Below are 14,041 nucleotides of genomic sequence, written 5' to 3' on the forward strand. Positions count from 1 at the left end.
GCCACCCGCTCCCGAGGGCCCGCGAGGTGAGCAACACACCCCCTTCCACGAGCCCCCTCAACTCCGCACGCTCCACGGTCCCACTGTCCCGCACCGGCCCGGTCGCCCCCCGCCCCTGTGGATAACTCGCAGGGAGGTGGCCGGTGGGCAGGGCATGAGGGATTGGCAGATGCGTGCCAGGGGTGGGCCTGTGGGGGCGGGCTATTGCGTCGAGAAGGTGGAACGGGATTGCCAATCCCTCTCGCCTTTGAACTGGGTTAGTGCTTGAGAGACGATAGGAAAGGGGTCCAGGAGGCCGTGGGGAACAGGAGTACTGGGCCGTTCTGGGATTTTGAGTCGCGGACGGGGATGACTCCGGGGTGGCCGGGGGCGACTTCGACGCATAGCCCGCCGTCGCCGTTGCTGTAGCTGCTCCTACGCCAGTCGGCCAAGCTCAAGTCCACCTGGGTGCTTGTCATTTCGGTAGTCCTCTGCGGCTTTCTCGATCATCCTCAGGGACACCTCTGGCGGGAGTGCGGCAGCCCTGAGCCGATCGTAGGCCTTCATGTACTGCCTCACGAGCCCCGGATCATCGATGACCTGGCCGCTGTATATGCCCTCGGTGTACATCAGCGGAGGGGCATCTCCAAAGGTCAGGAACCTGGTCGTTCCCATCATGAACGGGTGCGCTCCGGCATTCCACGGAAGGATCTGTGGAATGAAGCCGCGGTTCCTCGCCACCTCCGCGACGTGGGCGAGCTGGTCCGCCATCTCGCCGGGTCCGACTGTCGGTTGCCATAGCACTGCCTCGTGGAGAACGATCCAGGACTCGGGGGCCCTCGAGTCCTCGAAGAGCCACGCCCGCTCACGGCGCGCGTTCACCTTCGCGGCGACGGAGTCTTCGGCTTCCAGCGGGTGCGCCGCGCGGATCACGGCACGGATGTACGGCTCCAGTTGGAGTGGGCCGGGGATGAGCACGGGGTCCCAGTCCTCAATCTCCCGAGCGTGTCCTTCCAACTCCACGACATCGGCGTAGTACTCCGCGTGTCCACCCCTGCGGGCCTTGCGCACATCCTCGCAGCGACGCCCGAAGAAGCCGTCGGTCGCGAGGACTTGGTCCACGTGCGCGGCCAGATCGCTGGGCATGCGCCGCTCACCTCGCTCGATCTCACTGAGGTGACTCTGGCCGTAGAAACTCCCTTCGACCAGCTGCTGAAGGGTGAGGCCCGCTTCCTCGCGCTTCCACCGCAACTCTTTGCCGTAGAAGCTCGGGACGCTCTCCGAGCCGTCGATCTCCTTGCGTCGCACCGTGGCTTCCGCCCATTCCACAACTACCGCGCTCAGTTCCACAGTTCGCATTCGGGATGCCGAACTCCTGTCACGGTACGCGCTGTCACGTCATCGTGTGACTGATTCATTACGGAACGCGACGGCTCGGCTCGGCTCGGCTCGGCTCAAGGAAGGCGTACACATGCAAGCCCACCAACCCCCCACCGCCCACGACGTGGAACGCTGCGTGGACGAACTCCGCGCCGCCCTCGTGGCCCACGGCCTCACGCTGCCCTCCCTGCGCGTCGACCTGCCGAGTTTCGCGGGCACGTACAGGCCCCCGGCGGGGCTGGTGGCGCTCGGCAACTGCAACACCGCGACCGCGCGCAGGCTTACGGCCGTGCTCCAGGGGGACGGCCGGGACCCCAGCGCAGCTCATCTCGAACTCGACCTGCTCGCCGTACCCAAGGCGGTGCCGGACCTGCGCCGCGCCGTACGGGGGCATCTGGGCGAGCCCTGCGCGGATGTTCAGCTCTGCGTCACCGAACTGGTGGCCAACGTCATCCGGCATGTGGGGGAGGGGACTCCGGTACGCGTACGGGTGTTCCGGGCGGAGGCCCGCACCCGCGTCGAGGTCACCGACCCCGATCCGCGCGCCCTGCCCGTCCTCCTGCATGCCACGGGCGACGACGGGTCCGGGCGCGGCCTTGCCCTGCTTGAGGCGGTGGCGTTGAGGTGGGGTGTGGAGCAGAGAGGTGCGAGCAAGACCGTGTGGTGTGAGTTGGGGGAGGGGTAGTGCGCCTGCTGGTCCTGCTGCTGTCACGCCTGCTCGCGCTGTTGCTCCCCGGCACCGGCAGGCGGCGGCGCGGTGTGCGGGATCTCGGGCCCACGGAAGTGTCCCCGTGGCCGAGGCGTCCGCGACCGGACCCCGGCGCGGCACTCGCCCTCCCACGCCTTCGCAGCCCGTACGCCCGCGAAGCCGCCACAGACCACCGCGTCGACGTCACCGCCGCCCCGCTCACTCGCCCCTACTACCGCGCGGCGGAGAAGCAGCGGCTCCAGGAGGAACGGCGCTTGGCGCTGTTGTTCGCACTGGAAGGCGTGGACTTCGGACCGGCAGCTATTCACGGTGTGATGGTGGGCTCATGAGGGGCGGACGTATCGCGGCCGGGGTGTCAGGGGTTGTGCCGTGGAGCGTCAGGGGCGTGTGGCGGACGTACGAAAGGGAGTTGGATGCGACGTTGGGGGCCGAGGGCATCGCTTGGCCCCCAACGCGTGACAGTTCAGGTCGCGTGCATGTCGTCCGTGGTGACGGGGGTGTCCGTGGCATGCATGTCGTCCGTGGTGACGGGGGTGTCCGTGGCATGCATGTCGGCGAATGCCGGTGCTGACGTGCCGATCGCGGCAGCGGCCGCGATGGCCACGGTGACGAGGGCCTTCTTGGTGCGAGTCATGCCAACTCCACGGGGAGAGGGGATCTCTGGACACCGAGTGACGCTAGCGTCAGGAGCGGCGATTGTTCGAGTGGCTCGAACGGTTCCCGCCACGGGATGGCGTGAACCGTGCATCGGACACACGTCGGCCGCGACGGCTCCCCCTCCGCGCCGCCGCGGCCGATCCCCGTGGTGTGTAGGTCTAGAAGGGGCGCTCAGTCGTCGCGTGAGCGTCCAGGGTGGTGATCTCCTCGTCGGTCGCGTGAGCGTCCGCGGGCTTGAGCTCTTCGTCGGTGGCGTGGGCGTCCAGCGTCGTGAGCTCTTCGTCGGTGGCGTGCGCGTCGTCCGGCTTGACGGTGTCCGTGTTGTCGGCCATGGCGGTCAACTCCCTTGATCTCGGGCAGTGAAGTGCTGAACGTGCCCGTCCGGCGACTCCCCCGAGGGCCGCCGGACGGGCATTCGTAAGGCCGTTCACCCTAACGGTGCGGCCGAGGACCGAGCCGTCTGCCCCCCGACACGACGGACCGGCACACATGAGAGTGACGGTCCGCGATAAACGATTGATGAACGGTCGAAGCGCCCAGGTCAGGCGACTGCGGCCGGACTGATGAGGGAGCGCACCTCGTCGGCCTCCGGGGAGCCGAGGTCCTCGAAGATCTGCAAAGAATCTCGCCAGCACACCTGAGCTCGATCGATGTGTCCGATCAACGACAGTGCGCGGCCGAGGACCGTGAGCACGTTGGCGCGCCGCCACTCGCCGCCGATCCCGCGCAGCACCGCGAGGGCTTGTTCGGCGTGCGCGGCGGCCTGAGCCGGCGAGCGGTCGGAAAGATGCAGCTCGGCGAGTCGGAACAACGTCATTCCGTGCCACAGACGTTGTCTGCTGTCGTGGAACACGTCCAGTGCCGCCAGGAGCGCCGACTGTGCTTCCGCGGTCTTTCCCGCACTCGTCAGCGCGAGGCCCAAGGCGTATTTCCCGTTGGCGAGACGGAGGGTCTGGCCCGTGACGTCCTGCTCGTAGATCTCGATCCCCGACTCGGCGAGCGTTACGGCGCTCTCCGTTCGACCGGTGGCGAGGTGGACACGAGAGAGGTTGCACAGCGCAGCGGCGGCACCCGGCTGGTTGCCGTCGGTGCGGAAGGCGTCCAGTGCGCGCTCGAAATGGGCTTCCGCATCGGCATGGCGACCCTCGTAGAGCGCGATGATGCCCCGCTGATTCGGGGCCTGCCCGCAGGCCACGGGATCGTCTGCCGAGAGCCCGAGTCGCAGGGCCCGCTCGCCCTCTTCTTCCGCCTCGGCGAAGCGTCCACAGACGCTGTGAACGTGGGAGAGCATCGTACGAGCCCGTCCCTCCGCCCAAGGATCTCCGGTGCGCTGGGCTGCGTCGCTCACAGCGGTGGCGGCTTGTGCGAACTGGAGTGCGTTGGCTCCGGACTCGCCCAGATCCACCGCGGCCATCAGCAAGTCGGCCGCCTTGCGCTGCAGTCCGGCCGTCGCCGCTTGCTGGGCGCAGGCGAGCAGGCAGTTCGACTCGCTGAACAGCCACTCCAACGCCCGGTCGCGGTCGGGGAAGGACAACCCCGGCCAGTCGGTGCCCGCGAAGTGCTCCAGCACCCGCTCACCCGGCCGCTCAATCGCATAAACCCCCGCCGCCGTAGCCAGATAAAAGTCCAGCAACCGCGACATCGCCGCCTCCCGCTCACTCGGCGGCTGCTCGTCCCGCTCCGCGCAAGCACGCGCGTAGAGGCGTACGAGGTCGTGGTACCGGTAGCGGCCGGGCGCCGCGGACTCCAGGAGCGACGTGTCGACGAGGGACTCCAGCAGGTCTTCCGTGTCCTCGAGCGGAAGGTCCAGCACCGCCGCAGCGGCCGCCACGGAGATGTCCGGGCCGTCGGCGAGGCCCAGGAGGCGGAACGCGCGCGCCTGCGCCGGCTCCAGCTGCCCGTACCCCAGCTCGAAAGTCGCCTTCACCGCCAAGTCCCCGGCCTGGAGTTCGTCCAGGCGCCGTCGCTCGTCCGCCAGCTTCGCCGCCAGTACCGAGACCGTCCAGGTGCGCCGGGCGGCCAGTCGTGACGCCGCGATGCGGATGGCGAGGGGCAGGAAGCCGCACGCCGCGACCACGTCCAGGGCGGCCTCCCGCTCGGAGGCGACCCGCTCCTGGCCCACGATCTTGGTGAAGAGCTGGAGGGCCTCTTCGGGGGACATGACGTCCAGGTCCACCAGATGGGCGCCCGCGAGGTCCACCATCCGTACCCGGGAGGTGACCAGCGCCGCGCAGCCCTCCATCCCGGGCAGCAGGGGACGGACTTGCGCGGCATCGCGGGCGTTGTCCAGCAGTACCAGTACCCGGCGGCCGTCGAGGACCGAGCGGTACAGGGCCGAGCGTTCCTCCAGGGAGTCGGGGATCGCGGAGTCGGCCGTGCCGAGGGCGCGCAGGAAGGCGCCCAGGACCGTTTCCGGTTCCGCCGCTCTCGAACCCGCGCCCTGAAGGTCCACGTACAGCTGGCCGTCCGGGAAGGCGGCGCGCGCCTGGTGGGCGACGTGTACGGCCAGGGTCGTCTTGCCCACGCCGCCGATCCCCGCCAGCGCCGAAACCGCCATGACCCGGCCCTGGTCCTTCGAAGCGGAGGCCAGGACGTCGCTCAGTTCCTGCACGAAGGACGACCGGCCGGTGAAGTCCGTGACCGTGGCGGGCAGTTGGGCGGGGCGGACGGGTGCGGCGGCGGGTTCGGCGGCCGGGGCCGACGGTTCGGCGAGGGCCGGGTCCGCCTGGAGTATGCGCTGCTGGAGTTCCTTCAGGCCCGCCCGCGGGTCCACACCCAGCTCGTCGGCGAGCAGGCGCCGCGTGTCCGCGTACACCGCGAGGGCCTCCGCCTGCCGGCCGCTGCGGTACAGCGCCAGCATCAGCAGCTCGCGCAACCGCTCCCGCAGCGGATGCGCCGCCGTCAGGGCCGTCAGCTCCGAGACCGCCTCCGCGTGGCAGCCCTGCTCCAGGTCCATGTCGAGCCGCCACTCCAGCAGTTGGAGCCGCCACTCCTCCAACCGGGCGCGCTGTGTCTCGGCGTACGGCCCGGGAACGCTCGCCAGCACCTCGCCGTCCCACAGGCCGAGGGCGTCGCGCAGCACCTCGCGGGCATGGCAGAGGTCACCGGAGGCGCGGGCCTTCTCGGCCTCGGCCGCCAGTTCCTGGGCGCGGGCGAGGTCCAGCGCGCCCTCGCCGAGGGACCGGATCGCGTACCCGCCCGACTCGCTGACCAGGACTTCGGGGCCCAGCGTCTTGCGGAGCCGGGAGGCGTACGTCCGTACGGCGGCCAGGGCCTGGGACGGGGGTTCGTCGCCCCATAGCGCGTCGATGAGCTCGGAGGCCGTCGCCGTGCGGCCCTCGCGGAGCAGCAGCGCGGCCAGCAGGGCGCGTTGCTGCGGGGATCCCGCCGGCAGGGGAACCTCGTCACGCCAGGCGCGCACCGGTCCGAGCACGCTGAAGCGCAACGCCGCCGATTCCTCGCGACGCCACTGCTCCGGTACTCGCGGCACACCGTCCATCGCTGCCCCCTGCCGAACCGTCAGTACAACGAGGCCAGTTTGCCTTGTTCATGGCGGATGCGTCAGCCGTGCGAGACGGCGATCACAGACAGCCGGACGGGACACCACAAGGTCCTCACACACTCTCCCCACACAACCGCACACACTCGACCAATCCGGACGCCCGGCAAGGGAGCGGACAGGTGCCCGACGATGGCGGACGGACGGCGAATGGGTGGCGGACGGGTAGCCCGCGAGTAGCTGACGGGTCGTCAGATCAGCGCTACCGTGGGCCATATGGAGACCATGGAGACGCCCGCGGCCGGCCCGGCCTTCCCGAAGATCATCTCCGTCGACGACCACACGGTGGAGCCCCCGAACGTCTGGCAGGACCGGCTCCCGAAGAAGTACCTGGACACCGGCCCCCGCATCGTCCGCGCGCCACTGAAGGAGATGACCTTCCTGGGCGGAAAGTTCGCGCCCGTCATGGGCAGCCCCGGCGACGACGGCCCCATCGGTGACTGGTGGGTGTACGAAGACCTGCACCGGCCGCTCACCCGTCTCGACACCGCCGTCGGATACGACCGGGACGAGATACGCCTCGAAGTCATCACGTACGGGCAGATGCGACCGGGCTCGTACGACGTCCCCCAGCGCCTGGCCGACATGGACGTCAACCACGTGCAGTCCGCCCTCTGCTTCCCCACCTTCCCCCGCTTCTGCGGCCAGACGTTCACCGAGGCCAAGGACCGTGAGCTGGCACTTCTCGGGGTCAGGGCCTACAACGACTGGATGGTGGAGGAGTGGTGCGGACCGGCCGCCCGGGGTCGTCTCATTCCGCTCACCCTCATCCCCCTGTGGGACCCCGCGCTTGCGGCGGAAGAAGTACGCCGCAATGCCGCCCGTGGCGTACGCGCGGTGGCCTTCTCCGAGATTCCGCCCCACCTGGGGCTGCCCTCCGTCCACACCGACGACTGGGACCCCTTCCTCGCCGCCTGCGACGAGACCGGCACGGTCATCGCCATGCACATCGGCTCCTCCAGCCGCATGCCGTCGACCTCCGCCGACGCCCCGCCCGCCGTCGGCTCCACCATCACCTTCGCCAACTGCTGCTTCTCGATGGTCGACTGGCTGATGAGCGGCAAGTTCGAGCGCTTCCCGAACCTGAAGGTGATGTACGCGGAAGGGCAGATCGGCTGGATCCCCTACATCCTTGAGCGCGCGGATGTGGTGTGGGAGGAGAACCGCGGCTGGGGCGGCGTCGCCGACAAGGTCCACCGCCCGCCGTCCGAACTCTTCACCGAGCACGTCTACGGCTGCTTCTTCGACGACGCCTTCGGGCTCAGGAACCTCGACTCGATCGGCGTCGGCAACGTCCTCTACGAGACCGACTACCCGCACTCCGACTCCACCTGGCCCAAGTCGAGGGAGGTCGGCGAGTCGCAGATGGGCCATCTCTCCGCGGACGTGGTCGACCGGATCGTGCGGCGCAACGCCATCGAGCTGCTGGGGCTCACGGTGGACGGGCTCTGGGTGCCGTAAAGCACCCCGCGCACATCCCGCAGACATTCCGCACACCCCTTGTCTGACGATCCGTCAGCTACGACGATGGCTGCCAGGCCCAGTAAATGACGGATCGTCAGATAGTTGGATAGGGGTGCGTGCTCATGCAGGTGCTGCCCGAAGGGCGACTGGCGTACGGGATGCAGCTCCCCGTCCAGTCGCAGAGCACCATCTACGCCGAGCCGTGGGAGACCGACGCCGGTCCCGCCGACCTCGTCGAGATCGCCCGCGCCGCCGACCGCTCCGGCTTCGCCTACCTCGCGAGCTGCGACCACGTCGCCATCCCGCGGCGTCTCGCGGGAGCGATGAGCACCATCTGGTACGACCCCGTCGCCACCCTCTCCTACCTCGCGGGCGTGACCGAGCGCGTACGGCTGCTCAGCCATGTCGCGATCGTCGGGCTGCGGCATCCGCTGGTCACGGCCAAGCAGTACGCGACCCTCGATCACCTCAGTCAGGGACGGCTGATCCTCGGGGTCGGCGCCGGGCACGTACAGGAGGAGTTCGAGGCGGTCGGGGCCGACTTCGAGCGGCGGGGGACCGTCCTCGACGAGACCATCGATGCCCTGCGGGCCGCGCTCGGGGTCGACGAATTCCCCGTACACCATGGGAAGTTGTACGACTTCGAGGGGCTCGGGCAGCGGCCCCGGCCCGCCCAGGAGCGGGTGCCCGTCTGGGTCGGCGGGTCCTCGCCCGCGGCTGTGCGGCGGGCCGCGCTCCGTGGGGACGGCTGGCTGCCGCAGGGCGATCCGCGCGACCGGCTGCCGGGGCAGATCGCCCGGCTGAAGCGGCTGCGCGCGGAGGCCGGGATCGAGGACCCCGTCACCGTCGGCGCCATCACCGAGCCGCTGTACGTCGGTGCCCCCGGCTGGGACGTCGGGCGCCGCACGCTGCACGGGGCGCCCGAGGCGCTCGCCGAGTCGCTGCGGGCGTACCGCGCGATGGGTGTGCACCAGATACAGGTGCGCTTCCGCTGCCGGGGCCGTACCGAACTCATCGACCAGATAGAGGCGTTCGGCGCGGAGGTCGCGCCGCACCTCGACTGAGACCCCTAGGGAGTCACGGCATGGGCAAGCTGGACGGACGCGTCGTTCTCATCACCGGTGCGGCGCGCGGGCAGGGCGAGCAGGAGGCGCGGCTCTTCGCGGCGGAGGGTGCCGGCGTCGTCGTCGCGGATGTGCTCGACGACCAGGGTGAGGCCCTGGCCAAGGAGATCGGCGCGCGGTACGTCCATCTCGACGTGAGCCAGGAGGCCGACTGGCACACGGCCGTCGCCGCCGCGAAGAGCGCGTACGGGCGCATCGACGGGCTCGTCAACAACGCCGGCATCCTCCGCTTCAACGAGCTGGTCGCCACGCCCCTCGACGAGTTCCAGCAGATCGTGCAGGTCAACCAGGTCGGCGTGTTCCTCGGGATCAAGACCGTCGCGCCCGAGATCGAGGCCGCGGGCGGCGGGACCATAGTGAACACCGCCTCCTACGCGGGGCTCACCGGGATGGCGTGGGTGGGGGCGTACTCCGCGACCAAGCACGCCATCGTCGGGCTGACCCGGGTCGCCGCGCTCGAACTGGCCGCCAAGAAGATCCGCGTCAACGCCGTCTGCCCGGGCGCCGTCGACACCGCCATGAGCAACCCCGCCCAGCTCGACCCGGACGCCGACCCCGCCGACAGCGCGGCGGCCTCGGAGGCGCTCGACGAGCTGTACCGCAAGCTCGTGCCGCTCGGGCGGATCGGCAGGCCGGAGGAGGTGGCCCGGCTCGCCCTCTTCCTGACCGGCGAGGACTCCTCGTACATCACCGGTCAGCCGTTCGTGATCGACGGCGGATGGCTGGCAGGCGTGAGTGTTCTCTGACGATGCATCAGCTATTGACGGTCCATGTGCACGGTGGAACAGTCGGCTCAAAGAATCTGACGATGCGTCAGGTAACTGGATGGGGACGGTGAACCTCCTTGGAATTCGGGCTCTTTGTACAGGGATACGTGGGCAAGCGGGCCGAGACCGATCCGCTCGCGGAGCACAAGGCGCTGATGGAGGAGACCGAGTACGTCATCCAGGCGGACAAGTCCGGCTTCAAGTACGCCTGGGCGTCCGAGCACCACTTCCTGGAGGAGTACTCGCACCTCTCCGCCAATGACGTCTACCTCGGCTATCTGGCGCACGCGACGGACCGCATCCACCTCGGCTCGGGCATCTTCAACCCGCTCGCCCAGGTCAACCACCCCGTGAAGGTCGCCGAGAAGGTCGCCATGCTCGACCATCTCACCGAGAACCGCTTCGAGTTCGGGTCCGGACGCGGAGCGGGATCGCACGAGATCCTCGGCTTCCTTCCCGGCATCACCGACATGAACTACACCAAGGAGATCTGGGAAGAGACCATCGCCGAGTTCCCCAAGATGTGGCTCCAGGATGAGTACGTCGGGTTCAAGGGCAAGCACTGGCAGCTGCCGCCCCGCAAGGTGCTCCCCAAGCCGTACGGGAAGTCGCACCCCGCGATGTGGTACGCCGCCGGGTCGCCGCCCTCGTACGCGATGGCCGCCCGCAAGGGGCTGGGTGTGCTCGGCTTCAGCGTGCAGAAGGTCTCCGACATGGAGTGGGTCCTTGAGCAGTACAAGACGGCGGTCGTCGACGCCGAGCCCATCGGGGACTTCGTCAACGACAACGTGATGGTGACGACCACCGCGATCTGCGCGCCCACGCACGACGAGGCGATCCGGATCGCGGTGAGCGGCGGGCTGCACTATCTGCCCTCCCTCGTCTTCCGCTACCACGACACCTTCCCGCGCCCGGAGGGCTTCCCCGTCTGGCCCGAGACGCTCCCCGAGTACAACGCCGAGTTCGTCGAACTCCTCATCGAGGAGGAGCTGTTGATCTGCGGCGACCCCGACGAGGTGCTCACCCAGTGCAAGCGCTGGGAGCAGGCGGGCGCCGACCAGCTGAGCTTCGGGCTGCCGGTCGGAGTCCCCAAGGAGGAGACCCTCCAGACGATCCGGATGATCGGCGAGCACGTCATTCCGAAGATCGACACGGATCCTGTGCACCGCACGACCCGGTTCCGCCAGTCCGCCTGATCCCTTCGAAAGGGGCGCCACGATGCTCGACCACCTGATCAAGGGCGCGACCGTCGTGGACGGGACGGGCGAGCCCGCGTACACCGCCGACGTGGGGATACGGGACGGCCGTATCGCCGTCGTCGGCATGACCACCGAGGAGGCGAGGGCGACCGAGGACGCGCACGGGCTCGTCCTCGCCCCCGGCTTCGTCGACCCCCACACCCACTACGACGCCCAGCTCTTCTGGGACCCGTACGCGACCCCGTCCCTGAACCACGGGGTCACGACGGTCGCGGGCGGCAACTGCGGCTTCACGCTCGCGCCACTGAACCCCGCCAGGCCGGAGGACGCCGACTACACACGGCGGATGATGTCCAAGGTCGAGGGCATGTCCCTGGTCGCCCTGGAGGAGGGCGCGCCCTGGAGCTGGCGCTCCTTCGGCGAGTACCTGGACGCGCTGGAGGGCCGGATCGCCGTCAACGCGGGCTTCATGGTGGGGCATTGCGCGCTGCGGCGGTACGTCATGGGCGCGGACGCGGTGGGCGGGCAGCCGACTCCCGGCCAGCTCGCGGACATGATCGCCCTCTTCCACGAGGCGATGGACGCGGGGGCCTGGGGCCTGTCCACCACCCAGTCGTCCACACACTCCGACGGCGACGGGAAGCCGGTCGCCTCCCGGCACGCGACCCCCGCCGAGCTGCTGGCTCTGTCGAAGGCGGTGGGCGAGCACGAGGGCACCCAGATCGAGGCGATCGTCGCCGGGTGCCTCGACCAGTTCAGCGATGACGAGATCGACCTGTTCGTGGAGATGAGCGCCGCCGCGGGAAGGCCCCTGAACTGGAACGTCCTGACGATCGACGCCGCCGTCCCCGAACGCGTCCCCCGCCAGCTGGAGGCCAGCGAGCGTGCCCGCAAGGCCGGCGGCCGCATCGTCGCGCTCACCATGCCGATCCTCACACCGATGAACATGTCGCTCGGCACCTTCTGCGCACTGAACCTCATCCCCGGCTGGGGCGAGGTGCTGGGCCTGCCCGTGCCGGAGCGCATCGCCCGGCTGCGCGACCCGGACGTCCGGGCCGAGATGCTGCGGCGGGCGGGCTCCAAGGAGGCCGGCGTCTTCCGGCGGCTCGCCAACTTCGGGCGGTACGTCATCGGCGACACGTACAGCGCGGCGAACGAGGGCCTGACCGGGCGGGTCGTCAACGACATCGCGGCCGAGCGCGGCCAGGAACCTTTCGAGTGCCTGGTCGAGATCTGCGCGGCCGACGATCTGCGTACGGTCCTGTGGCCGATGCCCACCGACAACGACCCCGGCTCGTGGGCCCTGCGCGCCGAGACCTGGCAGCACCAGGACGTCATGCTCGGCGGCTCCGACGCGGGCGCCCATCTGGACCGCATGTGCGGAGCCCCGTACACCACCCGCTTCATCGGCGACTGCCTGCGCGGGCGGAAGCTGACCACGCTGGAGCAGGCCGTGAAGATGCTGACGGACGATCCGGCGCGGCTCTTCGGCCTGCGCGAGCGCGGACGGATCGTGGAGGGCTTCCATGCCGACCTGGTGCTTTTCGACCCGGAACGGATCGACGCCGGAAAGGCCACCCTGGTGCACGACCTGCCGGGAGACAGCCCGCGGCTCGACTCCAGGGCGATCGGCATAACGGCCGTGTGGGTCAACGGGATCGAGGCGATCCGCGGTGATGTGGTGACGGGCGCGGTGCCCGGGAAGGTGCTCCGCTCCGGGCGGGACACACGGACGGTGAGCACCAAGTGACCCAGGAACAGCGGCTGTTCATCGGCGGGTCATGGGTGGAGCCCGACCACGGGTACTACGAGGTGACCGACCCGGCGACCGAGGGTGTCGTCGGGCGGGCGCCGGAGGCCTCACGGGATCAGGTGCACACGGCCGCGGCCGCGGCCCGCGAGGCCTTCACGGCGTGGTCGCGGACACCCGCCGAGGAACGCGCCGCCGTCCTCTCCCGCGCGGCGGACATCATCCAGCGCAACTTCGTCCCGTACGCCGAACTCGCCCAGGCCGAGAGCGGCGCCACGACGGCGACGGCGCGTGGCATGCAGGTCGGCGTGGGCATGGCCCGCTTCCGGCGCTACGCGAAGACCGAGCCCGTCGAGCAGCCACTGCCCCCGCAGATCAACGAGGCCGGCCCCTTCGGCAAGGCTGCCGTGATGGGCGCTGTGGCCGTACGCCAGCCCGTGGGCGTCGTCACCTGCATCACCTCGTACAACAATCCCTGGGCCAACCCGGCGGGCAAGATCGCCCCGGCCCTTGCGATGGGCAACACGGTGGTCGTGAAGCCGGCCCCGCAGGACCCGCTGTCGGTGTACCGCATGGCGGACGCGCTGGAGGCGGCGGGCGCGCCGCCGGGTGTCGTGAACGTGGTCAGCGGTGCCCGTCCGGAGGTGGGTGAGGCCGCCGTCGACTCCCCGGACGTCGACATGGTCAGCTTCACCGGCTCGACGGCGGTCGGGCAGCGCATCGCCGAGGTGTGCGGGCGCGGGATGAAGCGGCAGCTGATGGAGCTGGGCGGCAAGGGCGCGGCGGTCGTCTTCGACGACACCGATCTGGAGTCGGCGGTGTCGGGCATCGGCACGACCTTCTCCTTCTACAGCGGGCAGATCTGCACGGCGCCGACCCGGGTGCTGGTGCAGCGTGGCGTGCACGACCGACTGGTCGAGCAACTCGCCGCGTACGCCGGGTACTTGAAGGTGGGGGACCCGAGGGAGCCGGGCACGGTCGTCGGGCCGGTCATCTCGGCGGCACACCGGGACCGGGTCGAGTCGTACGTCGACCTCGGCCGGAAGGAGGGCGCGCGGGTGGTCACGGGTGGCGAACGTCCCGCTCTCGACCGCGGCTTCTATGTGGCCCCCACCCTGTTGGCCGACTGCACCCCGGACATGCGCGTGGTCCGGGAGGAGATCTTCGGCCCGGTCGTCGTGGTCGTCCCCTTCGACGACGAGGAGGAGGGCATCGCGCTCGCCAACGACTCCGACTACGGGCTGATCGACTACGTCTGGTCCGGCGACGTCGCCCGCGCCTTCCGCGTCGCCCGCCGGCTGCGCGCCGGCGGGGTGGGCGTGAACACGGTGGGCCGCAACATGGAGGCGCCGTTCGGGGGCTTCAAGAAGAGCGGGGTGGGGAGGGACGTGGGGTCGTACGCCCTGCACGCGTACAGCGAGGTGCAGGCGATCGTGTGGCCGGGGTGAGGCCG

13 protein-coding genes are annotated in these 14,041 nt (G+C 69.8%); 8 read left to right on the plus strand and 5 right to left on the minus strand.

Features of this window, described 5'->3' with window-relative positions; genetic code table 11:
- Positions 1-257: 257 nt before the first annotated feature.
- A complete protein-coding gene (locus OIC96_RS27170; protein WP_330305340.1) occupies positions 258-458 on the minus strand; it encodes a DUF397 domain-containing protein in 201 nt (66 codons plus the stop codon).
- Entirely contained in the window at positions 415-1,287 is an 873-nt protein-coding gene (locus OIC96_RS27175) for a helix-turn-helix domain-containing protein (protein ID WP_330305339.1), read from the minus strand. The genes OIC96_RS27170 and OIC96_RS27175 overlap by 44 nt, the downstream gene beginning before the upstream one ends.
- 163 nt (positions 1,288-1,450) lie before the next feature.
- On the opposite strand from OIC96_RS27175, the gene OIC96_RS27180 reads away from it, so the two are divergent.
- Positions 1,451-2,044: an ATP-binding protein gene (locus OIC96_RS27180; protein WP_330305338.1), complete on the plus strand. Its 594-nt coding sequence runs from the start codon at positions 1,451-1,453 to the stop codon at positions 2,042-2,044.
- The gene (locus tag OIC96_RS27185) at positions 2,044-2,397 is read left to right on the plus strand and encodes a hypothetical protein (protein ID WP_330305337.1); all 354 of its coding nucleotides are present in this window, start codon (positions 2,044-2,046) and stop codon (positions 2,395-2,397) included. Before OIC96_RS27180 ends, OIC96_RS27185 begins: the two co-directional genes overlap by 1 nt.
- A 134-nt stretch (positions 2,398-2,531) precedes the next feature.
- On the opposite strand, the gene OIC96_RS27190 is transcribed toward OIC96_RS27185, so the two are convergent.
- The 3 genes from OIC96_RS27190 to OIC96_RS27200 all read right to left on the minus strand — a co-directional run bounded on the left by OIC96_RS27190 (position 2,532) and on the right by OIC96_RS27200 (position 6,224).
- Positions 2,532-2,702 (minus strand): hypothetical protein, encoded by a 171-nt coding sequence (locus OIC96_RS27190; RefSeq protein WP_330305336.1) that lies wholly within the window; start codon positions 2,700-2,702, stop codon positions 2,532-2,534.
- A 181-nt stretch (positions 2,703-2,883) separates the two neighbouring features.
- A complete protein-coding gene (locus OIC96_RS27195; RefSeq protein ID WP_330305335.1) occupies positions 2,884-3,057 on the minus strand; it encodes a hypothetical protein in 174 nt (57 codons plus the stop codon).
- 209 nt (positions 3,058-3,266) lie between these two features.
- On the minus strand, positions 3,267-6,224 hold the full coding sequence (locus OIC96_RS27200; RefSeq protein WP_330305334.1) for an AfsR/SARP family transcriptional regulator: 2,958 nt from the start codon (positions 6,222-6,224) through the stop codon (positions 3,267-3,269).
- A gap of 276 nt (positions 6,225-6,500) precedes the next feature.
- Here OIC96_RS27200 and OIC96_RS27205 point away from each other — a divergent pair, with 276 nt between their 5' ends.
- The 6 genes from OIC96_RS27205 to OIC96_RS27230 all read left to right on the plus strand — a co-directional run bounded on the left by OIC96_RS27205 (position 6,501) and on the right by OIC96_RS27230 (position 14,036).
- Entirely contained in the window at positions 6,501-7,745 is a 1,245-nt protein-coding gene (locus OIC96_RS27205) for an amidohydrolase family protein (protein ID WP_330305333.1), read from the plus strand.
- A gap of 125 nt (positions 7,746-7,870) precedes the next feature.
- On the plus strand, positions 7,871-8,812 hold the full coding sequence (locus OIC96_RS27210; protein ID WP_330305332.1) for an LLM class F420-dependent oxidoreductase: 942 nt from the start codon (positions 7,871-7,873) through the stop codon (positions 8,810-8,812).
- A gap of 20 nt (positions 8,813-8,832) precedes the next feature.
- Complete coding sequence (locus OIC96_RS27215) at positions 8,833-9,618, plus strand: SDR family NAD(P)-dependent oxidoreductase (protein WP_330305331.1); 786 nt, start codon at positions 8,833-8,835, stop codon at positions 9,616-9,618.
- A 98-nt stretch (positions 9,619-9,716) separates the two neighbouring features.
- A complete protein-coding gene (locus tag OIC96_RS27220) occupies positions 9,717-10,835 on the plus strand; it encodes an LLM class flavin-dependent oxidoreductase (protein ID WP_330305330.1) in 1,119 nt (372 codons plus the stop codon).
- Between the two features lie 22 nt (positions 10,836-10,857).
- Entirely contained in the window at positions 10,858-12,588 is a 1,731-nt protein-coding gene (locus tag OIC96_RS27225; RefSeq protein WP_330305329.1) for an N-acyl-D-amino-acid deacylase family protein, read from the plus strand.
- Positions 12,585-14,036, plus strand: coding sequence for an aldehyde dehydrogenase family protein (locus OIC96_RS27230; RefSeq protein ID WP_330305328.1), 1,452 nt, complete (start codon positions 12,585-12,587; stop codon positions 14,034-14,036). Before OIC96_RS27225 ends, OIC96_RS27230 begins: the two co-directional genes overlap by 4 nt.
- The last annotated feature ends 5 nt before the right edge of the window (positions 14,037-14,041 follow it).

It is taken from the genome of Streptomyces sp. NBC_00775, from assembly GCF_036347135.1.
GTDB lineage: Bacteria > Actinomycetota > Actinomycetes > Streptomycetales > Streptomycetaceae > Streptomyces > Streptomyces lutosisoli.

Coding starts and splice junctions, on each gene's coding strand:
- OIC96_RS27210 (WP_330305332.1), top strand. CDS start 7,871: ATGCAGGTGCTGCCCGAAGGGCGACTGGCGTACGGGATGCAGCTCCCC.
- OIC96_RS27195 (WP_330305335.1), bottom strand. CDS start 3,057: ATGGCCGACAACACGGACACCGTCAAGCCGGACGACGCGCACGCCACC.
- OIC96_RS27170 (WP_330305340.1), bottom strand. CDS start 458: ATGACAAGCACCCAGGTGGACTTGAGCTTGGCCGACTGGCGTAGGAGC.
- OIC96_RS27225 (WP_330305329.1), top strand. CDS start 10,858: ATGCTCGACCACCTGATCAAGGGCGCGACCGTCGTGGACGGGACGGGC.
- OIC96_RS27200 (WP_330305334.1), bottom strand. CDS start 6,224: ATGGACGGTGTGCCGCGAGTACCGGAGCAGTGGCGTCGCGAGGAATCG.
- OIC96_RS27215 (WP_330305331.1), top strand. CDS start 8,833: ATGGGCAAGCTGGACGGACGCGTCGTTCTCATCACCGGTGCGGCGCGC.
- OIC96_RS27180 (WP_330305338.1), top strand. CDS start 1,451: ATGCAAGCCCACCAACCCCCCACCGCCCACGACGTGGAACGCTGCGTG.
- OIC96_RS27205 (WP_330305333.1), top strand. CDS start 6,501: ATGGAGACCATGGAGACGCCCGCGGCCGGCCCGGCCTTCCCGAAGATC.
- OIC96_RS27190 (WP_330305336.1), bottom strand. CDS start 2,702: ATGACTCGCACCAAGAAGGCCCTCGTCACCGTGGCCATCGCGGCCGCT.